At 37.1% G+C, this 19,674-nt stretch carries 25 protein-coding genes; 19 read left to right on the top strand and 6 right to left on the bottom strand.

The window, feature by feature from the left end:
• Positions 1–76 precede the first annotated feature (76 nt).
• The 7 genes from BBS29_RS05185 (at position 77) to BBS29_RS05215 (ending at position 6,796) form a co-directional block, all read left to right on the top strand.
• Positions 77–442, top strand: a complete 366-nt coding sequence (locus tag BBS29_RS05185; RefSeq protein ID WP_040929525.1) for a GntR family transcriptional regulator — start codon at positions 77–79, stop codon at positions 440–442.
• Between the two features lie 18 nt (positions 443–460).
• Positions 461–1,366: an ABC transporter ATP-binding protein gene (locus BBS29_RS05190; protein ID WP_068129692.1), complete on the top strand. Its 906-nt coding sequence runs from the start codon at positions 461–463 to the stop codon at positions 1,364–1,366.
• Positions 1,338–3,323, top strand: a complete 1,986-nt coding sequence (locus BBS29_RS05195) for a hypothetical protein (RefSeq protein ID WP_068129695.1) — start codon at positions 1,338–1,340, stop codon at positions 3,321–3,323. Before BBS29_RS05190 ends, BBS29_RS05195 begins: the two co-directional genes overlap by 29 nt.
• A gap of 395 nt (positions 3,324–3,718) precedes the next feature.
• Positions 3,719–4,261 carry a DUF402 domain-containing protein gene (locus BBS29_RS05200; RefSeq protein ID WP_068129697.1) on the top strand — a complete coding sequence of 181 codons (543 nt, stop codon included), beginning with the start codon at positions 3,719–3,721 and terminating at the stop codon, positions 4,259–4,261.
• On the top strand, positions 4,251–5,099 hold the full coding sequence (locus tag BBS29_RS05205) for a LysR family transcriptional regulator (RefSeq protein WP_068129700.1): 849 nt from the start codon (positions 4,251–4,253) through the stop codon (positions 5,097–5,099). The genes BBS29_RS05200 and BBS29_RS05205 overlap by 11 nt, the downstream gene beginning before the upstream one ends.
• Positions 5,100–5,107: 8 nt before the next feature.
• Positions 5,108–6,313 (top strand): sugar efflux transporter, encoded by a 1,206-nt coding sequence (locus tag BBS29_RS05210; RefSeq protein ID WP_068129703.1) that lies wholly within the window; start codon positions 5,108–5,110, stop codon positions 6,311–6,313.
• Positions 6,314–6,796, top strand: coding sequence for a DUF456 domain-containing protein (locus BBS29_RS05215; protein ID WP_068129706.1), 483 nt, complete (start codon positions 6,314–6,316; stop codon positions 6,794–6,796).
• A gap of 28 nt (positions 6,797–6,824) precedes the next feature.
• On the opposite strand, the gene BBS29_RS05220 is transcribed toward BBS29_RS05215, so the two are convergent.
• Entirely contained in the window at positions 6,825–7,076 is a 252-nt protein-coding gene (locus BBS29_RS05220) for a hypothetical protein (protein WP_040929518.1), read from the bottom strand.
• 140 nt (positions 7,077–7,216) lie between these two features.
• Between BBS29_RS05220 and BBS29_RS05225 the strand changes: the two genes are divergently transcribed.
• From BBS29_RS05225 to BBS29_RS05235, 3 genes are read left to right on the top strand one after another with little or no spacing between them, the layout of a single operon-like run.
• Complete coding sequence (locus BBS29_RS05225) at positions 7,217–7,426, top strand: hypothetical protein (RefSeq protein WP_148128611.1); 210 nt, start codon at positions 7,217–7,219, stop codon at positions 7,424–7,426.
• Between the two features lie 5 nt (positions 7,427–7,431).
• On the top strand, positions 7,432–7,743 hold the full coding sequence (locus BBS29_RS05230; protein ID WP_068129709.1) for a hypothetical protein: 312 nt from the start codon (positions 7,432–7,434) through the stop codon (positions 7,741–7,743).
• Positions 7,740–8,291: a GNAT family N-acetyltransferase gene (locus BBS29_RS05235; RefSeq protein ID WP_068129712.1), complete on the top strand. Its 552-nt coding sequence runs from the start codon at positions 7,740–7,742 to the stop codon at positions 8,289–8,291. The genes BBS29_RS05230 and BBS29_RS05235 overlap by 4 nt, the downstream gene beginning before the upstream one ends.
• Positions 8,292–8,308: 17 nt before the next feature.
• On the opposite strand, the gene BBS29_RS05240 is transcribed toward BBS29_RS05235, so the two are convergent.
• Together BBS29_RS05240 and BBS29_RS05245 are read right to left on the bottom strand one after the other, a co-directional pair.
• The gene (locus BBS29_RS05240) at positions 8,309–8,905 is read right to left on the bottom strand and encodes a TIGR00730 family Rossman fold protein (protein ID WP_168161320.1); all 597 of its coding nucleotides are present in this window, start codon (positions 8,903–8,905) and stop codon (positions 8,309–8,311) included.
• Positions 8,905–9,657, bottom strand: a complete 753-nt coding sequence (locus BBS29_RS05245; protein ID WP_068129717.1) for a hypothetical protein — start codon at positions 9,655–9,657, stop codon at positions 8,905–8,907. Before BBS29_RS05245 ends, BBS29_RS05240 begins: the two co-directional genes overlap by 1 nt.
• A 125-nt stretch (positions 9,658–9,782) precedes the next feature.
• Between BBS29_RS05245 and BBS29_RS05250 the strand changes: the two genes are divergently transcribed.
• Positions 9,783–10,409: a hypothetical protein gene (locus tag BBS29_RS05250; protein WP_068129720.1), complete on the top strand. Its 627-nt coding sequence runs from the start codon at positions 9,783–9,785 to the stop codon at positions 10,407–10,409.
• A gap of 31 nt (positions 10,410–10,440) precedes the next feature.
• Here BBS29_RS05250 and pnpS read toward each other — a convergent pair whose 3' ends face one another.
• Positions 10,441–12,198, bottom strand: coding sequence for a two-component system histidine kinase PnpS (gene pnpS / locus BBS29_RS05255; RefSeq protein ID WP_068129722.1), 1,758 nt, complete (start codon positions 12,196–12,198; stop codon positions 10,441–10,443).
• The gene (locus BBS29_RS05260; RefSeq protein WP_068129724.1) at positions 12,191–12,892 is read right to left on the bottom strand and encodes a response regulator transcription factor; all 702 of its coding nucleotides are present in this window, start codon (positions 12,890–12,892) and stop codon (positions 12,191–12,193) included. Before BBS29_RS05260 ends, pnpS begins: the two co-directional genes overlap by 8 nt.
• A 157-nt stretch (positions 12,893–13,049) precedes the next feature.
• Here BBS29_RS05260 and BBS29_RS05265 point away from each other — a divergent pair, with 157 nt between their 5' ends.
• Both BBS29_RS05265 and BBS29_RS05270 read left to right on the top strand, forming a co-directional pair.
• Complete coding sequence (locus BBS29_RS05265) at positions 13,050–14,051, top strand: ThiF family adenylyltransferase (protein WP_068129728.1); 1,002 nt, start codon at positions 13,050–13,052, stop codon at positions 14,049–14,051.
• Between the two features lie 10 nt (positions 14,052–14,061).
• Entirely contained in the window at positions 14,062–14,568 is a 507-nt protein-coding gene (locus BBS29_RS05270; RefSeq protein ID WP_068129732.1) for a MogA/MoaB family molybdenum cofactor biosynthesis protein, read from the top strand.
• A 574-nt stretch (positions 14,569–15,142) separates the two neighbouring features.
• On the opposite strand, the gene moaC is transcribed toward BBS29_RS05270, so the two are convergent.
• Positions 15,143–15,619 (bottom strand): cyclic pyranopterin monophosphate synthase MoaC, encoded by a 477-nt coding sequence (gene moaC / locus BBS29_RS05275; protein WP_068129735.1) that lies wholly within the window; start codon positions 15,617–15,619, stop codon positions 15,143–15,145.
• Between the two features lie 68 nt (positions 15,620–15,687).
• On the opposite strand from moaC, the gene BBS29_RS05280 reads away from it, so the two are divergent.
• Genes BBS29_RS05280 through moaA form a run of 6 tightly spaced genes read left to right on the top strand, consistent with a single transcriptional unit; the run spans position 15,688 to position 19,650 of the window.
• Entirely contained in the window at positions 15,688–16,935 is a 1,248-nt protein-coding gene (locus tag BBS29_RS05280) for a molybdopterin molybdotransferase MoeA (RefSeq protein WP_068129738.1), read from the top strand.
• A complete protein-coding gene (gene mobB / locus BBS29_RS05285; RefSeq protein ID WP_068129741.1) occupies positions 16,932–17,378 on the top strand; it encodes a molybdopterin-guanine dinucleotide biosynthesis protein B in 447 nt (148 codons plus the stop codon). Before BBS29_RS05280 ends, mobB begins: the two co-directional genes overlap by 4 nt.
• Positions 17,375–17,830, top strand: coding sequence for a molybdenum cofactor biosynthesis protein MoaE (locus tag BBS29_RS05290; RefSeq protein WP_068129743.1), 456 nt, complete (start codon positions 17,375–17,377; stop codon positions 17,828–17,830). The genes mobB and BBS29_RS05290 overlap by 4 nt, the downstream gene beginning before the upstream one ends.
• Positions 17,820–18,053, top strand: coding sequence for a molybdopterin converting factor subunit 1 (gene moaD, locus BBS29_RS05295; protein ID WP_068129748.1), 234 nt, complete (start codon positions 17,820–17,822; stop codon positions 18,051–18,053). The genes BBS29_RS05290 and moaD overlap by 11 nt, the downstream gene beginning before the upstream one ends.
• Positions 18,054–18,620: a molybdenum cofactor guanylyltransferase gene (locus tag BBS29_RS05300; protein WP_068129751.1), complete on the top strand. Its 567-nt coding sequence runs from the start codon at positions 18,054–18,056 to the stop codon at positions 18,618–18,620. It begins immediately after the preceding gene.
• Between the two features lie 10 nt (positions 18,621–18,630).
• Positions 18,631–19,650: a GTP 3',8-cyclase MoaA gene (moaA, locus tag BBS29_RS05305; RefSeq protein WP_068129754.1), complete on the top strand. Its 1,020-nt coding sequence runs from the start codon at positions 18,631–18,633 to the stop codon at positions 19,648–19,650.
• The last annotated feature ends 24 nt before the right edge of the window (positions 19,651–19,674 follow it).

The following is a 19,674-nucleotide window of genomic DNA, read 5'->3' on the forward strand; positions in this document are numbered from 1 at the left end:
AATTTGAGTAATACAGTTGTAATTTTTTAAAACTAACTGTATCATATTAATTGAGACAGTTAGATGGAGGTGCAATATGTTCGATTTAAGATTTTCAAAAGATACCCCAATATATGAACAGTTGATTGATCATATAAAAGAAATGATTATTAAACAAGTATTATTACCAGATGAAAAGATGCCATCAGTAAGGGCGCTTGCAGGTCAACTGACAATCAGTCCGAATACGATTCAAAAAGCTTATGGTGAACTTGAGCAACAAGGATACATTTACTCGATTCCAGGAAAAGGAAGTTACGTACAAGAAATGGCCGATGACACTCAAAATAACCAATACATTAAAGAACTGTATGGAAGTTTCAATCGTGTGGTACTCGAGCTATTACATATGAATGAAACTAAAGAAGATATCAAACGTGCTGTCGACCGTTGCGAAGTATAAATATAGGAGGTTAAGTAAATGAACATAAATACACACAAGCTCAGCAAAAGTTTTATCGATGAACTTGCAGTAAATAAAGTTGACTTAAACGTCAAAAGTGGAACGATTCACGGGCTTATCGGTTCTAACGGAGCAGGTAAAACGACGCTTTTAAAAATATTAGCAGGTATTTATAAAGCAGATGAAGGTGAAGCACTATTCGATGACGCACCTGTTTTTGAAAACATAGACGTGAAAAACCGTGTAATTTTTATAGGAGATATGCCGTTTTTCTTTAGTGGGTTTTCGTTAATGCAAATGGCAAATCATTATAAGACGATTTATAGTAACTGGAGCGACGAGCGTTTTGAAAAGCTGTATAGTTACTTTAAGTTAAATCCGAAAAAACCATTAAATGAAATGTCTAAAGGGATGAGACGTCAAGCGTCATTTATACTCGCGTTTTCATCTAAACCAGACGTACTATTACTCGACGAACCATTTGACGGGTTAGACCCAATCGTTCGAAGACAAATTAAAAACATCATTTTACAGGACGTTGAAAGTTACGGCTTAACAGTATTCTTATCGAGCCATAACTTACTCGAAATGGAAAATATATGTGATGCGATATCTATTATGCACGACGGAAAAGTACTGTACACAAACAGTATTCACGATATGAAAGATACGCATTGTAAACTACAAATCGCGTTTAAAGAGTTACCAGACGAATCGTTCTACAAAAAGTTAAACGTCGTCCAACACTCGATTCAAGGACGTGTAATTACAGCAATTATTAAAGGCGACATTAAAAATGTCGAAGTAAATATTTCAAAATACGAACCACTCATGTACGATATTTTACCAATTACGTTAGATGAGATGTTCGCTTATGAAATGGGGGAGACAGGATATGCAATCGAAAACATCGTTGTTGAATAAAGTACTCGTTAAAAACTTTACGAGTTCAGTGATGTGGTTAACGGTCGGATATTTCTTATTATCATTACTATCATTACCGTTACCAATATATATATCATCACTGAATATGGGTGCTGAAGATTATGGAATGGCTTTTGGGAATGATAATGTATTATTCTTTTATGGGCATATTCATTTAGTTATTTCTATTATTTTCAGTGCGACGTTAGCGATCGTAATTTATAACTATAAAAACAAAGCGTACACGAATGATTTTATCCACAGTCTTCCAATTAAGCGACTCGCGATTTTTAATAGTGGTTTTTTTGTTGGTGTCGTCTCGATTTTAGTGCCGACACTACTTACAGCATTCGTCATCATGATTGAAAAATCATTTATCAGTATATCAATTTCAATGAAGCATATCGCTGTTTGGCTATTATTTATACTAATTGCTCAAGTAATGGTATTTATTATCAGTGTGTTTGCTGGAATGTTCGTAAACTCAATTACACTGCATATCGAAATGATACTCATCATGATGTTTGTACCTTATGTATTATGGTTTGCGATTGTATTTAATGCAGCGACATTCTTTGACGGTATTATGCTATACACTGCTGGTGGATTTAGAACGCTACTTGAACCGATGGAAAACACAAGTATAGTCATATACTTATTTAAAGCATTTGGCGAAGGCGGATTTGGTGGCAGTTCGTTCATCGTTTGGTTAATCGTAATTATCGGATTACTCGTCGGTAGTGCTTATCTATATAAAATTAGACGTAACGAGCGCGTCAACCAACCGTTTAACTATCAATTTATGTACTACGTACTCGTCGTATTACTATCGATTCTCGGAATGTTACTATTAAGTGGTGTATTATCATTACTTTTACCAGATTACAGAACGTTATCGATCTTAATCATTACGTTTAGTGCAGTCGTCACATACGTATTTGTACTTATGTTTACTCAAGACACAGTGCGCATCAAATTCAGATTAAAAGAAGCGATGATTACACTAATCAGTGTTGTATTATTCTTAGTTGGATTCTTCGTTTACTGGGATCGTTATACGAGTTATATACCGAATGAAGCAGACATTAAAGGTGTAAACTATAACGATGGAAATGGTATTCACAATGTCAACGTTAAAGACTCAGACAAGTTTAACGAAACCTATACGTTTGATATCGAAACAGACAAAATCAAAGAAGTACGTGATCTGCATAGCGAAATTGTACGCACGGATTCAGGTAGAAATAATGAAGAACTCGCACCAACTGTTACAATCACTTACTTACTAAAAAATGGTAAATTAGTGTCGCGTCAATTCGGAGAAATCAGTGCATCAAGCGACGTCGGACAGCGTATTATCAATTCAGATATACCATCGTTTAGTAAAGATAAAGACTTTTTATATCAAGTGAAAAGTGAGAAGTTTGAATCAATCTCAACAATGACAATTGGTAGTATGATGTTTGATCCAGAAGAGATATCATTAAAAGATTTCAATGTATTAGCTAAAGGTTATCAAAATGAGATGAACAACATCGACACAGAATCTGATATATATGCTGAAACAGGAACTATTAATATAGAAGTGAACACGAATTACAATGTATTTAGTGCGTATTCCGGTCTGACATCACTATACAACAAAGCACTTCAGTCATTTATGAAAGAACACGATTATGAGTTTAATGGTTACAGTGGAAATATGTTATATAAAGTCGATTTAAATAAAGTCGATGATGTGAAGCAACTATTTAATGATATTAAAACGAAGCCGTACAGTGAAGTATCTAAAAAGTACGATTTTGTCGAAGTAGCTGAAACAGACAAAGAAGAAGAATTTAATAAACTAAACGAACTGAACTTTGATATGTCAGGGGATACACTCTACATTATCGGAGATCATTACAACGATGGAGATGCACCAATGTATGTTGAATTATCAGTAGTTGTAAAGTAAAAGTTTAAGACTGTAGACATTGTCTACAGTCTTTTTTAGTTTTTCATCCGTAAAATTTCGGGATGGGATAGGTTGTTTCGTGTGTTAATTTTACGCAAATTGCATTTGCGTAAACGAGTTGTTGATTAGTTTGACGATTAGCGAGTTTGTGTTAACGAATCAGCACCTCTTTTTACGTAAAAGCATTTTGTATTAAAAGATGAAAAACAATTTAACACAAAAACGATTTACGTAAAAATGAATTAATTTCGTTGACGCAAATTGCAGCACACGATTGTTTCAACTAAAATATTCGTAAAAAACATAGCTATAGAGCAGAAAGGTTCTCCTTTTTAATGTATTAAGTTATACTTTAACGATATAAATTTTGTATACTTATAGAAGGAGATGAGGCGATGAAGACAAAGTATTTAAATAAAAAAAACTGGCGCCGAATTAGACATTCCGACTATAAAGAAGTATTAACAACATATGAAGGTAAAAAGGTTCTCATCGGATGCTATTATATTCATTCAGTGTATCATCCACTGACTGTGACGATTGTTGGTGAAAAGATTAAAGTTGCGGATGATAATTTTAAATGGATTACAATGATGGGGGAAGGCGATCATTATAGTCTTACAGTAATGTTCGATGAGAATGATGAACCTGTTCAATATTATTTTGATATAAATAAGTCAAACACGTTAGAACTCGGGCGAGCAAGAAGAGAAGATCTATATTTAGATGTTCTAGCTCTACCAGATGGCCGAAGCGAACTCGTCGACGAAGATGACATCATTCGTGCATTAAAATACGGCCAAGTCACACCAGAAGAGAGAGATTTTGCCTATAAAGTTGCATCAGACGTCGAACGTTTAATAGACTATCAGTTTGACGAGGTCGTTAAAAGCGGGCAGTTTATGTATGAAATGATGGAGAGAGAAAATGAGATTTGATGATTATGAATTACTCGTTACACTCGATAAAGAAAAGACGTTACGTCAAGCAGCTGAAGCGTTATATATATCGCAACCTGCTGTGAGTCAACGTTTAAAGACGATCGAGAATTACTGGGGTGTACAGATTTTTATCCGCACAAAAAAAGAACTCATTAAGACGAGTGCTGGTGAGAAGATTATCGAGCACGCGAAACAAATCGTTGAAACAGAACTCTTACTAAAAGAAAACATTCATATTAATAAACACAAAGTTGAAGGTAAATTAAAAATCGGAGTGGCGTCGTTACTTGGGTATATGATTATGCCGACGTTACTAGAAAAGTTTTTAAAAAGATATCCAAACGTTGATATACAGCTTGAGATTGGATCGTCTTCAAAAATTATTGATAACGTCGATCGATATCATTTAGCGATTATACGTGGCAATAAAATATTAAATTTGGAAAATCGTTTATTATTTACAGATGAGCACTATTTAGTTGCGCCAAAAAATAAGTCGCTTGAAAACGAACCACTCATTGAATTTCAAGCAGACCCTTGGTATATTAACCAGCTCAAACAATTTTTTGAAAAGAGTTTTAATAAACCGTATAAACCTCAACTCTATGTTGACCAAGTGACGACGTGCCGAGAATTATTACTTAAAGGGGTCGGGATGACAGTACTGCCAACGATTATTACGAAGACGATGGATCTATCGAAATTCCATACTGAAAAAGTAGAAATTGACCACGTACCATTGACGCGTTCGACGTATGTCGCGTACGATCATCAAATGGCAGAACTCCCGCAAGTGGAAAAGTTTTTAAAATTATTAGATGAAGAATATAAGTAGGAATTCGTATGTTTAAAAAGTTATTTTCAATTGAGAACTATAAATTATTTTTAGTAAATATGATTTTATTCGGAATGGCAATCGCAATTACGGCGCCATTCCTTGTACTTTTTATGACAGGAGAGCACGGTTTAACAATTACGCAGCACGGTATATTTATGGCTGCTGGAGCGATTGGGTCGTTTATCGTTAATACAATTGTTGGGCGATTTAGTGATAAGCTATCGTTTGATAGAAAGTATTTATTACTCGTTGCTATCGTTATGGAGATTATTACGTTTAGTCTATTTTTAATCGTCAAAGATACGATAATTTTAGTTGTTGGATACGTAATATTCTTCTCACTCGGTGCACCTGGGATTCCGCAGTTATATGCATCAGCACGTGAATCTGTAAATAAAGACAACGGAAATGACGCAAGGTTAAAAATATTTGCAAATACTGTTTTACGTTCGATGTTTAGCTTCGGATTTTTATTTGGTCCATTAATCGGGTCGATTTTAATTGCGAGATACGATTTTACTGGGCTGTTTGTTGGAACGATGATTTTATTTGGTGTTGTCTTTATTACGACACTTTTTATTAAACCAGTAAAAACAGAGCGAGAACTGTCTATTCAAGAAATCAATGAAAAAAGAGCGCCGTCATTATTTAGCGCGCCCGTCCTAATCGTGCCGTTTATTGCGTTTATAATGTTACACGTCGGTCAGTGGGGGTATTTACTAAATATGCCTCTATACTTGACGGAAGTACTCGGTGAAGATAGAGGGAAAGTCGGAGTACTTGCATCGCTTTGTGCAGGATTAGAAGTGCCGTTTATGATTGGGATTGGCTGGATCGCGTCTCGATTTGAAACGAAACATTTACTCATGTTTGCTGGAGTTGTCGGAGGATTATTCTTCCTTTCGATTGGGCTATTCCAAAGTTTTACAGTTATACTTATTGGACAAGTGGTCCTTGCATTTTTCTTAGCAATTTTACTTGGATTAGGAATTAGTTATTTCCAAGATTTACTCCCTGACTTTCCAGGATACGCATCGACATTATTTGCGAATGCAATGGTCGTTGGTCAGTTGCTCGGAAACTTAATCGGAGGATTTGTATCAGATATGTTTAGTGTGAATACTGCATTTTTAGTAAGCAGTGGTTTAATGTTTACGTCTGTCATATTGTTTATGTTTACGAAAACACAGTTTAGAGAAGGTGAGATTTAAGTGGAAGCATTACTTTGGCTTTTAGTTGTTTTATCGTTTGTCATTGGATATGTTGGACTTGTATATCCAGTCATTCCGTCTATATTTATGTATTGGCTCGGTGCTGCGATATACGCGTTCTTCATCGGTGATAATTTAGGAATTATGTTCTGGTTAATACTCGGTGTATTTACAGCACTTACGTTTGTCTCTGACATGGCGATCACAAAATATTACGTCGGCAAACTCGGAGGTACTAAACAAGGGGAATGGGCGGCGCTTATCGGTGTCGTATTAGGGATGTTTATATACCCACCTCTCGGTGTTATTTTTGTGCCCCTATTTTTAGTATTCTTTACAGAATTTGTCATTTATAAAGATGCATCGAAAGCATTAAAGGCAGCACTTGGCAGTTTAGCTGCATTTGTAACGACGATTGTTTTTAAAGCAGTCGTTTACACATTAATTATTTTATGGTTCGTATTAGACGTATTTGTATTTTAAAAAAACGTCCCAAAATTGGGACGTTTTATCAATTGTCTTGTTGTTTTAACGCTCTAAATATTAATACTGAAAACACAGCAATTACAATTAAATACACTGCGCCTAATATAGAATCGACTAACGGTTCGTTACCGACAAAAAAGCGAAGTGAAAATATAATAATAGAATGTGCGATAAGTAGTATGATCAATGAACGAGTAACGTTTTTATTTTTAAAAAATACGACGAGCATTAAAATGATGAAAACAACAGTAACTCCGAGTTTAATCCATTCAAACATTCGTTCCACCTCTTAAGTTTAGTATCGCTTAAAATGATAGAATCTACAAGAGAATTTTCAACGTATATGTGAAGTGCTATACTATTATTATATATGTAGGTGATGATATGAAACGTGTTTTAATATTGTTAATATGCACGGTGTTTCTCAGTGCGTGTAGTGGACAATCTCAAAAAGAAAAAGACATCCAAGCACTCGAAGAAAGCATTACAAACTTAGAACGCCAAATTAACGAATTAAAAAGAGATAACGATGATTTAAAACAGAAGTTAAAAACGAAACAAGATGAACTCAGTCAAATCGAACAAGAAGATAATGAAAAAGATAAAGAAGATGAAGAAGAGGAGTAAAGAGTATGTACGAAAGTGATTTTGTCTTAATGGAAAACGAAACGATGTCTTTAGAAGCATTACGTCAAGAACTCAGCAACATCATTCAAAATAAGTGCGTATATAACGCTGAACAAACGAAGCGTAGCGTCTCACAACAACCAAAACCTGAAGATCGTTACGACACGTTCTACATTCATTTTGATGTTGAAGGTTCTAATGATTTTGTTAGCGTCGTAGCTGATGTAAGTAAAGAGAAGCATTTAGTCGATTATGATCTAAATGAAAAAGGACTTACTGTAAAGTTAATTAACTATAATAAACGTGACCGACAATGACACATATCAAAACAAAGCGTTTATTATTAAGAGATTATACGTCGTCTGATATCGATTGTATTCGAAACATGATGCGCGATAGAGATGTCGTACAGTACTTTCCAAGTCCGTTATCTGACGTTGAAATAGAAACGCTTGTGAGAGATATGTCAGGAAGCATTCGCGACAGAGGATTTGGAGTGTTTGCGGTAGAAAGAAAAAGTATTAATGAAATGATAGGAATCGCGGGCATTCGTATTAAACAGTACGACGAACATCTAAATTTAGATGAAATCGAACATTTATTTCCGTGTGTTGAGTTATATTTATTACTTGACAAACGATACTGGAATCAAGGGCTCGCAACTGAAGCGGCTGAAGCGGTGATGAAGTTTGTACGTAAAAAAACAGACATTCAAGAAGTATATGCATTCACTTCCAAGCTCAATCTTCCGTGGTTAAATGTAATCGACAAAATCGGTATGGATCCTATATTTGAATATACGAACCCGTATTATGTAGAAGGGCATCGTAAAGCGGATAGTTTAATTTTTAAAATACACACATAAAAACGGACATCTTGAAATTAATCATGATGTCCGTTTTCTATATCTTCCCGACTACGTCCAGCAACTGGACGGAATTGTTTTAATTCGTCGAGTACGTTTTCGATTGAATCGAGTTTAATAATTAAATCTAAAAATCTGCGCTCTAAAAAGTCGTTTTCAATAAATGATTCAAATAAATCAAAAAGTGAATCATAATAACCATCTGTATTGACGAGTGCAATTGGCTTTTGAGCGTGTCCAATTTGTCCACCGACAAATACTTGGAAAAACTCTTCCATCGTGCCTGCGCCACCAGGTAAAATGATGATCGCATCCGCTTCGTCGATTAACATATCTTTACGTATGCTCATCGTGTCGACGATTTTCATGTTTTTAACGCGAGGGTGTGCCATTTCTTTATCGACTAATACTGTCGGGATAATGCCAGTCACGTCGCCTCCAGCGTCTAACGCACCGTTCGCAACAGCTCCCATTAAACCGAGGCCGCCTCCACCATAAATGAGTTCGACATTTTCGTTTGCGAGCGTTTCGCCGAGCGTGTATGCATCTTCTCTAAATTTATCGCTATTACCTAAACGTGCACCACAAAAAACAGAAACCTTACTAATTTCCATTAGTCGTTGTGTTTGTCTTTCCATTCGATAAATTGTTTTAGAGAATCAGATTTTTGATATTTCTCACCGTATCCTGTTTTTCTTCCGTGATTTTCGATGTGGCGCTCATTTTGACGGCGATGTTTACCAAATAGTGAGTCGTCTCTCTTTTCGGCTCTTTCAACTTTACGTTCTTTAGCTTCTTCACGAAGGTGTGCACTTCTTGGGTCGAGTAAATCTTTATGTTTTAAATGTAATGCACCTGGAGAATAATCATCTTCATACTCCGTTTGTTCAACGAATTGTTCATTGAGTTCTTTTACGTTTGTTGTGTCTGGTCTTTCAGTAGTCAATTTCTGATGTCCTTTCGATACGTTCATACGTGATTCTTTTTCATCGTGATTTAGAGTCTCTGTTGAAACGAGACTTTCCATACGTTTTTTACGATGTTTTTCTTTGTCAGCTTCAAACTGTGCCTCTAGTTTGTTAAGTTTACTTAACGATTTGTCGTGTGCTTTCATCTGTTTATTATACTCGCGCTTATCTTTTGAAGCGTGGTATTTTTCTGAAACGAAGTCACGCGTTTCGTTAAATCCTTTAACACCCGCTTCAGTGACAGTTTGTGTTTTATCTTTAGCTTTACTATATAAAATATTACTGTTTTTTGCGAGTTTTTGCACGTCTGGATGGTCTTTAATTTCATTTCTGTTTTTGAGTAATGGTACGAGTAAAACAGGTAAAATTGTCGCAGCCATTCTTAGCTTCTCTTTCATAAAAATAACCTCCGGTTAACGAATTACTTATTATTATAACGTACCCGTTAATCATTTACACGAAACGGCTGTGTTTATAAAAATAAATAATCGGCAATATGTAAGTAAACGAGGAGGCGTTAATTATGGCGTTAGATAAAACTACACGCGTACAACATTTATTTATAGATTATCCAAATATCGGAGAGGTCATCCGTCCTTTATCACTTAAATTTGCTGTCGACGATACGGTAACAGTCGAAGATGTCGCGGTTAAAAATAATTTAGATGTAGAAGCTGTCGTGAACGATTTAAAAGACTTTGTAGAAGACGAGCATGTCACAAATTACGTCAATCATACGAAGCAAAATCTTACAAAAACAGTACACGACCGTTATATCGAAGATTTAAAAGATGAACTACCCGTTTTACATGAATATGTTAAAAAAGTGTCGAAGAAAAAATTAAAAGACGAAAACGTGCATCACGCATACGATAAAGTCAAACAAGTTTTAAATGATTATAGTGAACTTCTCGAAGATACGGTACACCCGCTTGTCGTTTCAGATAAACATGCGGAAGTGTATAACGTAGAAGTTGAAAGTAAAGAAAAGGAAATCGTTAAAGGATTTGAGAAATTACGAGATGTCTCGAATGATTATAATAGTGAGCCACTCGATGCTGATGTAGAATTTGTCTATGATAGATTAGAACGTTTAGAGCAGGTCGCTGTAGAAATGATTGCACTTGAACAATTAATTCGCCGAAAATAATAATGACGCCACTTTTAAAAGTGGCGTCATTTTACTTTTTAAATGTTACCGTAAATGTCGTATATTCTCCTTCAACACTGTCTACAGTTATAGACGCATTATGAAGTTCGACGAGGTGTTTGACAATCGATAATCCTAGGCCAGTACCACCATCTGCTGTACTACGTGCAGAATCGACGCGGTAGAATCGTTCGAACAGTCGACTGAGGCTTTCTTCTGGAATTCCAGCCCCTGTGTCATGAACACTTAACTCTATAGAATCGTTCGTCTCTTCTATTTTTACTTCAACGGTGTCGCCTTCATGCGTGTAATTTGCAGCGTTTGAAAGTAAGTTTACGAGTATTTGCGCGACGCGTTCTTTATCCGCATAAAGCATGTGCTCCTCATTTTCTGGTAAATGGAGTTGTAAGTTTCTATCTTTAAATAAACGTTTCATTGGACGTGCTGTCGTATGAACGAGTTCAGTTAAATCAAAATTCGTTTCGTTCAGTCGAATTTGGTGTTTTTCTATTTTCGATAAATTTAAAATATCGATGATCAGCTTATTTAACCGAACACTTTCGTTATATATAATTTCTAAAAACTCTCTCTCAACTTCTCGAGGTAAATCACCGGATTCTAATAACGTTTCAGAGAACCCTTGAATAGATGTGATCGGCGTTTTTAACTCATGAGACACGTTTGCCACGAAATCTCTTCGTATATTTTCAAGGCGTTTAATATCCGTAATATCGTGAAGCGCAACGATTACACCACGCTTTTCCCAACGTTCACCGTAATACGGTGCAGCATAAAAGTTTAAAATCATTTCTTCAGGATTGTATAAATGTACTTCACTCTTTTTTACTTCATCGTATTTATAAACGTGACGAATGTCTCTTAGTACATTTAATTTAACAAGACTTTCCTGATAGTCATTATTGAGAATTTTATCTCGCGTTTGGTTGATCATTTTTAACGCTGCGTCGTTAATCACGTCAATTTCACCTTCTGGGTTAATCAAAATAACACCCGTGTTTAAATTCGATAAAATACTCTCAAGCTGTTTAGACTGGTCTTTAATCTCTGTGACGTGGGCATTTAGACTAATTGCTAGAGAATTGACGGACTCACTAAGTGTGTACAGTTCTCCAGGAAAAGTGTCGTTAATACGTGCGCTATAATCATTTTTCTTCAGACGCTCTGTCACTTCTATAATTTTTTGAATTGGATTCGTAATTTTATATGCGAGTAGTGCTGCTGAAATGATCGTTGCGACTAAAATGAGTGTAAATACGATGACGATTGACACCCATTTTTGTTGTGCAGCTGCTTCGATTGTCTCAAGTGGTGTAGAGCTACGGACATACCCAATGACTTCACCATCTTCAGTTATCGGTACAGCGACGTACATCATCTGTATTTCTTCAGTGTCACTTTGTCGAATGTAAGATTCACTCGTCGTTTTCTTTCGTTTCGCTTCTTTAATCTCTGGGCGATCGATGTGGTTACTCATCGTCCAAATGTTTGAATCCGTGTCGAAAATGACTCTCCCGTCCTTGTCGATAATCGTAAAGCGTAAGTTTTCAGGCAACTTAAGATTTGAAAACATTTCCTTCGTATTACGAATGGTTAGCAAATCTTTTGTAATCATACTTTCGAGCAGTTCACTTTCTTCAGTAAGTTGCTTACTTGTCATCGCGTTATATGTCGTACGGTTCACGTTATCTACAAAGAAAAACATCATACATAATCCGACAATTAACACGATGAAAAACGAAAGTGTGATGCGCACCCATAGTTTATTCATCGATATATTCCATCTTATAACCGAATCCACGAACGGTATGAATGTATTTCGGCGACTTCGGATTGTCTTCAATTTTTTCTCTTAGTTTACCGATATGGACATCGACAATTCGTGTATCACCGTCAAAATCAAACTGCCAAATTCCGTTTAACAGTTGGTCGCGAGATAGCACACGTCCATTATTTTTACTTAAGTAAACGAGAAGCTCGTATTCTTTTTTAGTGAGGTCGATTTTTTTATCGTTTTTATAAATAGCATAGTTGTCATAATCGATTGTTAGTTCACCGATTATTACAGTGTTGTCTTCTGTAGTCTCTTGATTTGCTTCGAAGTCAATGCGTCTTAATATAGCGCGAACTCTCGCTACGACTTCTCGCGGGCTAAACGGTTTTGTCATATAGTCATCCGCCCCCATTTCAAGACCGAGTATTTTATCGAACTCATCATCTTTTGCAGTGAGCATTAAAACAGGCACATGAATTTTATCGAGTCGTAAAGTTTTCACGACGTCCATACCATCCATTTTTGGAAGCATTAAATCTAAAACCATTACGTCCGGTGATTCCTTTTTCACTTGTTCAATTGCTTCTAAACCGTCGTTTGCTGTAACAACTTCAAAGCCATTTTGTTCTAAGTTAAATTTAAGTAACGTTACAATTGATGTTTCATCATCAACAACGAGAATTTTATGCATAGTAACCTCCTGCATATCGAATTTGTTATATGTTAATCATTTTATCATGTTTACAATTATTCACTTATATTTTACACAATCTTTACAATGTAGAATACTCATGGAATAGTGTAGAATATAGTATTGTAATTGAGATTATACTTTTTAAGGTGAAACTATGGATATCGAACGTTATAGTCGACAAATTTTATATAAAAATATAGGTGAAGACGGTCAACTAAAACTGCTTGAAAGTACAGTTTTAATTGTCGGAGTCGGTGCACTCGGTTCAGTTTCAAGTGAGATGCTTGCGCGTTTAGGTATCGGAAAACTCATTTTAGTCGATCGAGACTACGTTGAGCTATCGAACTTACAACGTCAGACGTTATATACTGAACGTGACGCAGATGAACAAAAACCAAAAGCAATCGCGGCACTCGAACATTTAAAAGAAATTCGTAGTGATCTCGATATTGAAGTTCATGTGAATCACGTAGACGCACTCTTTTTAGAATCGCTCGTAAAAACTCATGATGTCGATTTAATTTTAGACGGAACAGATAACTTTGAAACGAGACTCGTAATTAACGACGTTGCGTATAAAGTCGGGATTCCGTGGGTCCACGCAGCTGTCGTCGAAGCGTCATACGTAGTGGCACCATTTACACAGGATTCACCGTGTTATAGATGTGTGATGCCAGTACTTCCGTCAAACACGTTAACGTGTGACACAGCAGGTGTGATATCTCCAGCCATTCATACGGCCGTGTCAATACAAGTTACGACGGCAATCAAATTACTCATCGGTGAAACGTTTGACAGACACTATATGACATTTGGAGATTTATGGTCAGGAGAGCATAGTCGCATCGCGTTTGATAACATTAAAAATAAAGAGTGCGACACGTGTGAGTTGGAACTTTATCCCTCATATAATGAATCACATCAAGCGTTAAGCTTATGTGGAAGAGACACTGTTCAAATATATGATGACACAGTCACTTATGAACTTTCGTTAAACACTGCGAAGCGACTCGGTGATTTTAAAGAGACACCGTACTTCATCGAATTTTATTATGATGATTATCGAATTATCGTATTTAAAAACGGTCGAATGTTAATACACGGTTTAAAAAGAATTGAAAAAGCACGCACAATCGTCGCACAACTATTTGGATAGGAGAGATAATATGAGTATCGTTGAAAGAATTGAGAGAGATATTAACGTTGGTGTAATTACAGTAAGTGATACGCGTACAAAAGAAACAGACAAAGGCGGAAAACTCGTCATCGAAAAGTTAAATGAAATTAACGCAGTTGTCGAACATGATAATCACTTAATCGTGACAGACGATAAAGAAAAAATCCGTGAAGCGGTTGTTGGATTACTCGAAAAAGGTCTAGACGTTGTCATCACGACAGGCGGTACAGGAATCGCTAAGCGAGACGTTACAATAGAAGCAGTGAGCGAGCTCTTCGACAAAGAAGTCGAAGGGTTCGGAGAACTGTTTAGAATGCTATCTTACACAGAAGACATAGGCTCTAGAAGTCTATTATCACGCGCAGCAATGGGCACGCACGATAACCAGCTCATCGTCAGCCTTCCAGGATCAACAGGTGCAGTCAAACTCGGTATGGACAAACTCATCGTCCCAGAGTTAAACCATTTAGTATTTGAGTTAAACAAAGAGAACTAGTCGGGGCACGAACATTTGTAGTCAGTATAGAAAGACGAGCGGTCGGAGGAGGTTTTTGTTCTTTTGGAAAGAGAAGTAAGAGTGCTTTGCTGTGTGTGGCGCGCTTATTTACAAAAATTGTCTGAAGTTGTTAGATATATCAAGATAATTAACAAAAATTCGGGTTCCGACCTCGTTTTTGTTAGATAAAAAAATATATTTAACAAAAACCACGCCACCTGACGGAATTTGTTAAATATATCCAGATATCTCACAAAAACGCAATATTTTTGTTAAATAAAATCGGGAGAATGTGAGTTTTTCATCTTTTTGGGATAAAAAACACTATCACTCTTCGGTTATTTACAAAAATTGTCTGAAGTTGTTAGATATATCAAGATAATTAACAAAAATTCGGGTTCCGACCTCGTTTTTGTTAGATAAAAAATATATTTAACAAAAACCACGCCACCTGACGGAAATTTGTTAAATATATCCAGATATCTCACAAAAACGCAATATTTTTGTTAAATAAAATCGGCAAAAGAATAAAAACACCAATTCAAAAGCACCCCGGTCAACCCACATCCATCACCTAAATAGAATAATCTCCGGATTTCCCGCCTGATTTACTTAATAGTTTAGTTTCTCTGATGATCATACCTTTATCGAGCGCTTTACACATGTCGTACACTGTGAGTGCTGCAGCGCTTGCGGCCGTTAAGGCTTCCATCTCCACACCTGTTTGCCCTTTAACTTTTACTGTCGCTTTGATGTGTAGCTTGTATCCGTCATCCGTATCCCAGTTAAATGTGATGTCGATTCCAGAAAGTTGTAATGGATGGCACATCGGGATGATTTGATGCGTGTTTTTCGCTGCCATAATTCCTGCGATTTGTGCGACTGCTAGCACGTCACCTTTTTTCATCTTTTCGTTTACGATGCCTTCATATATTTCTTGACTGACTTCAATTACGCTTTCTGCAGTTGCAACGCGTGACGTGACATTTTTTTCTGAGACGTCGACCATTTTCGCGCGTCCTTCTTCGTTAAAGTGAGTAAACTTAGACATTAAAATCCCTCTTTTTAGTATAATAGTTCATAAGTATAACGTTAATTATATCAAAAGGAGAGATTTTAGTGACTTTAAATAGACAACCAATCCCAGTTTTTGATGCCGTAACTAAAGTAGTAGAAAATGTAACACATATAGATACTGAAACAGTGAAACTCGAAGATAGTTATAATCGTTATCTTTCAGAGGATTTAACAGCAACTCATGACGTGCCGTTATTTACGCGTTCAGCGATGGATGGGTTTGCGATCCGTAGTGCTGATTCAGGTAAAGGTGCAGCGTTTACTGTTGTAGATGGAGTACCCGCTGGCAGTACGAGTGACTACGAATTAAAAGAAAATGAAGCATTTCGTATTATGACAGGTGCAGAGTTACCGAAATCTGCAGACACGGTCGTGATGTTTGAGCAGGCAAATATTGACGGTGATACGTTCACGATACGTAAAACATTTGATGCATTCGATAACGTTGCGATGCAAGGGGAAGAGTGTAAAAAAGGCGACATTATCGTCCATAAAGGAAGTCAAATTAACCCAGGCACAGTCGCAACGCTTGCGACATTTGGATACGCTGAAGTGAATGTCTACCGCGTTCCAGTTGTCGGTGTTTTATCGACAGGAAGTGAATTACTTGAAGTATCTGACGAATTAGAGCGCGGTAAAATTAGAAACTCAAACACACCGATGATTATGGCACAGTTAGAGAGAATTGGCGTGCACGCTAAGCGATATGATCTCGAAGAAGATAATCTAGACACACTTCTAGAAAAAATCGAAAAAATGTTTAACGAAGTCGACGCAGTTATCACAACAGGTGGTGTGTCTGTTGGAGATTACGACTTACTTCCGAAAGTATATGAAAAACTTGGCGCGGAAGTTCTGTTTAACAAAGTGGCAATGCGACCAGGTAGTGTTACGACAGTCGCAAGGGCAAAAGGCAAGTTTTTATTCGGTTTAAGCGGGAATCCATCTGCGTGCTATTCAGGATTTGAGTTATTCGCTCGTCCTGCGATATTACTTATGCAAGGTTCTGCACGAGCATTCGCGCCATTCGTGAACGCGACGCTTGGAGAAGACTTTAAAAAGCCAAATCCGTTTACGCGATTTGTCCGTGCTGAGATTGATTTTGTCAACGGTAAAGTCATCTCAAAACCGTCTGGATTTAATAAATCAAACGCCGTAACGTCTATTGCGAGAAGCAACGGTGTTATCGTATTACCAGGTGGTACACGTGGCTTTGAAGCGGGAGATGAAGTACAAGTAATGCTGACAGATGTGACGAGCGGTGTGTCACACTTTTCGATTCGACAATGAAAATCTTACAAGTCGTCGGATATAAAGATACCGGCAAAACAACGCTAATCGTTGAGTTTCTAAAAATATTGAAAGCTTCGAACTTAAAAGCAGCAGTAATAAAACATCATCACATTGATATCGATGATTCGACAGACACTGGAAAGTTCAGTCGACTGAGCGACTATACGATATTAAACACACCGAATTATACGATTTACCACGACAACAAAGTGCCGGGTTTAAAAGAGCAAATCGAAGCTTTAAACGGTAAAGTAGACGTCATTTTAATCGAAGGTTATAAAAACGAAGATTATGACAAGATTGTCCTCACGCATTCGTTCACGGGTGAAAAAGGCGACATAAGAGAATTAGAGCTGTCAAATGTGGTAAACTACTATAACGTAGCATCAGATCAAGATGCGATATTACAATGGTTTAAAGGTTGGAGTAAAAATAGATGAAGCAGTTCGAAATAGTAACTGAACCGATTGATATCGTAAAATATCAACAATATGTTCTAGACAAACATCAAGGTGGTCTTGTGACGTTCACGGGTCACGTGCGTGAGTGGACACAAGGGACACGTACAGTATATTTAGAGTACGAAGCATATATTCCGATGGCAGAAAAAATGCTCGCACAAATCGCAGATGAGATAAGCGAAAAGTGGCCTGGTGTCAAAACGAGCATCGCGCACCGAATCGGTAAACTCGATGCGACTGAGATCGCGGTCGTTATTTTAACGTCTTCACCTCACCGACATAACGCGTATCGTGCAAATATGTACGCAGTCGACCGATTAAAAGAAATCGTTCCGATATGGAAAAAAGAGATTTGGGAAGACGGAGAAGAGTGGATTGGTGACTCTAGACATTATCACTCGAGTGTGGAGGTGGATCGTGATGAAAATTAAAATATTTGCAAGTATAAAAGAAAAAATCGGTGACGATCATATTGAACTACCGATTCATGACGCAATAACAGTGAAAGAATTAAAAGAGCGTTTATATATCGATTATCCAGAATTAGACAGAGAAGTGTTTCAAGTTGCAGTGAACGAATCGTTTGAAAGAGACGAGTCAGTAATTGCACCTGATGACGTCGTAGCACTTATCCCGCCAGTGAGTGGTGGTTAAATGGTAATCGGAGCAGTATTAGCAGGTGGAAATTCGACGCGATTTGGTTCAGACAAATCATTATATGCGTTAAACGACAGGCCGATGTATATGCACGTCGTGAATCGTTTAAAGAAAAGTGGAGTCGTCGACGAAATCGTCGTCAATACAAACGTGCGATTAAAGGATGCGTTTCATCCGTATAAAACGGTGATAGATGACGAAAGTTTTATAGATCACGGACCACTCGGTGGAATTTACGCACTGATGAAAGAATATCCAGACGACTACGTCATCATCGTGTCGACAGACACACCGTACGTACCGAGTGCGTGGTTAAAAGTGTTAGTCGAAAAGGCGATTGAAACGAACAAAATCGTCGTTACTGAAGGCGAGCAACTACATCCGTTAATCGGTGTATATCACGGTGAAACGATCGTCGAAGATTTAAAAAGACAACTCGAATCAAAAAAACTGAGTATCCGCCAATTTTTAGAGCACCAAGACTATATAACGTTAAACATTGAAGACTACGGTCTAAATGAATCGATGTTTGTAAACATTAATCGTAAAACGGATATTCTCTAGGAGGGATACGATGAAACAAGTAACTGATAAGTTCGGACGACCGTTACGAGATCTTCGTATTTCCGTAACGGATAAATGTCAGTTCAGATGTAGCTACTGCATGCCAAAAGAAATATTCGGCGATGACTATGCGTTTTTACCGCAAGAGCATTTACTTTCATTTGATGAAATTGAAAGACTCGCGCGTATATACGCAGATCTCGGTGTCAAAAAATTACGTATAACAGGTGGTGAACCGTTAATGCGTAAAGACTTACACGAGCTTATCGCACGATTAAATAAAATTCCAGGTATAGAAGATATCGGTATGACGACGAATGCGTTACTGTTAAAAAAACATGGCCAAAAGCTTTACGATGCGGGCCTTCGTCGTTTAAACATTTCACTCGATGCGATGGACGACGAACTATTTGGTCAAATTAATGACCGTGGCATCGGTACATCGAGAATATTAGAAAATATAGATTATGCGATTTCTCTCGGGTTTAAAATTAAAGTCAATATGGTCGTACAAAAAGGATTAAACGACCATGAGATTTTACCCATGGCGCGTCATTTTAAAAACACGCCAATTACGTTACGTTTTATCGAGTTTATGGATGTCGGTAACGATAACGGATGGAACTTCGAAAAAGTCGTATCTAAAGAAGATATATTAGATATGTTGCGTGAAGAATTTACACTTGAGCCAGTAGACCCAGCGTACTACGGGGAAGTTGCGAAAGTGTATAAGCATACGGACACAGATGCACATTTAGGGTTTATTACGAGTGTGTCTGAAAATTTCTGTTCAACATGTACACGCGCAAGACTATCTGCAGACGGCAAGTTTTATGGTTGTCTATTCGCAACTGAAGGATTTGATATAAAAACGCTCATGCGTGAAGGTATTTCAGATGAAACACTCGAAGACATCTTAATGGGTGAGTGGAATAAGCGTGACGACCAATATTCAGCAATTCGTCATAAAATTACAGAAGAAGAGCGCAAAGCGCGTCGTAAAATAGATATGAGCTATATTGGAGGATAAGAAGCGTGGGAGTATAAACTCTCA

Source organism: Nosocomiicoccus ampullae, from assembly GCF_001696685.1.
In the GTDB taxonomy this organism is placed as follows: Bacteria; Bacillota; Bacilli; order Staphylococcales; family Salinicoccaceae; genus Nosocomiicoccus; species Nosocomiicoccus ampullae_A.

Bases quoted from the DNA above. Each gene is read 5' to 3' on its own strand.
- BBS29_RS05185 (WP_040929525.1), top strand. From the start codon at position 77: ATGTTCGATTTAAGATTTTCAAAAGATACCCCAATATATGAACAGTTG.
- BBS29_RS05190 (WP_068129692.1), top strand. From the start codon at position 461: ATGAACATAAATACACACAAGCTCAGCAAAAGTTTTATCGATGAACTT.
- BBS29_RS05195 (WP_068129695.1), top strand. From the start codon at position 1,338: ATGCAATCGAAAACATCGTTGTTGAATAAAGTACTCGTTAAAAACTTT.
- BBS29_RS05200 (WP_068129697.1), top strand. From the start codon at position 3,719: ATGAAGACAAAGTATTTAAATAAAAAAAACTGGCGCCGAATTAGACAT.
- BBS29_RS05205 (WP_068129700.1), top strand. From the start codon at position 4,251: ATGAGATTTGATGATTATGAATTACTCGTTACACTCGATAAAGAAAAG.
- BBS29_RS05210 (WP_068129703.1), top strand. From the start codon at position 5,108: ATGTTTAAAAAGTTATTTTCAATTGAGAACTATAAATTATTTTTAGTA.
- BBS29_RS05220 (WP_040929518.1), bottom strand. From the start codon at position 7,076: ATGTTTGAATGGATTAAACTCGGAGTTACTGTTGTTTTCATCATTTTA.
- BBS29_RS05230 (WP_068129709.1), top strand. From the start codon at position 7,432: ATGTACGAAAGTGATTTTGTCTTAATGGAAAACGAAACGATGTCTTTA.
- BBS29_RS05235 (WP_068129712.1), top strand. From the start codon at position 7,740: ATGACACATATCAAAACAAAGCGTTTATTATTAAGAGATTATACGTCG.
- BBS29_RS05240 (WP_168161320.1), bottom strand. From the start codon at position 8,905: ATGGAAATTAGTAAGGTTTCTGTTTTTTGTGGTGCACGTTTAGGTAAT.
- BBS29_RS05245 (WP_068129717.1), bottom strand. From the start codon at position 9,657: ATGAAAGAGAAGCTAAGAATGGCTGCGACAATTTTACCTGTTTTACTC.
- BBS29_RS05250 (WP_068129720.1), top strand. From the start codon at position 9,783: ATGGCGTTAGATAAAACTACACGCGTACAACATTTATTTATAGATTAT.
- pnpS (WP_068129722.1), bottom strand. From the start codon at position 12,198: ATGAATAAACTATGGGTGCGCATCACACTTTCGTTTTTCATCGTGTTA.
- BBS29_RS05260 (WP_068129724.1), bottom strand. From the start codon at position 12,892: ATGCATAAAATTCTCGTTGTTGATGATGAAACATCAATTGTAACGTTA.
- BBS29_RS05265 (WP_068129728.1), top strand. From the start codon at position 13,050: ATGGATATCGAACGTTATAGTCGACAAATTTTATATAAAAATATAGGT.
- BBS29_RS05270 (WP_068129732.1), top strand. From the start codon at position 14,062: ATGAGTATCGTTGAAAGAATTGAGAGAGATATTAACGTTGGTGTAATT.
- moaC (WP_068129735.1), bottom strand. From the start codon at position 15,619: ATGTCTAAGTTTACTCACTTTAACGAAGAAGGACGCGCGAAAATGGTC.
- mobB (WP_068129741.1), top strand. From the start codon at position 16,932: ATGAAAATCTTACAAGTCGTCGGATATAAAGATACCGGCAAAACAACG.
- BBS29_RS05290 (WP_068129743.1), top strand. From the start codon at position 17,375: ATGAAGCAGTTCGAAATAGTAACTGAACCGATTGATATCGTAAAATAT.
- moaD (WP_068129748.1), top strand. From the start codon at position 17,820: ATGAAAATTAAAATATTTGCAAGTATAAAAGAAAAAATCGGTGACGAT.
- BBS29_RS05300 (WP_068129751.1), top strand. From the start codon at position 18,054: ATGGTAATCGGAGCAGTATTAGCAGGTGGAAATTCGACGCGATTTGGT.
- moaA (WP_068129754.1), top strand. From the start codon at position 18,631: ATGAAACAAGTAACTGATAAGTTCGGACGACCGTTACGAGATCTTCGT.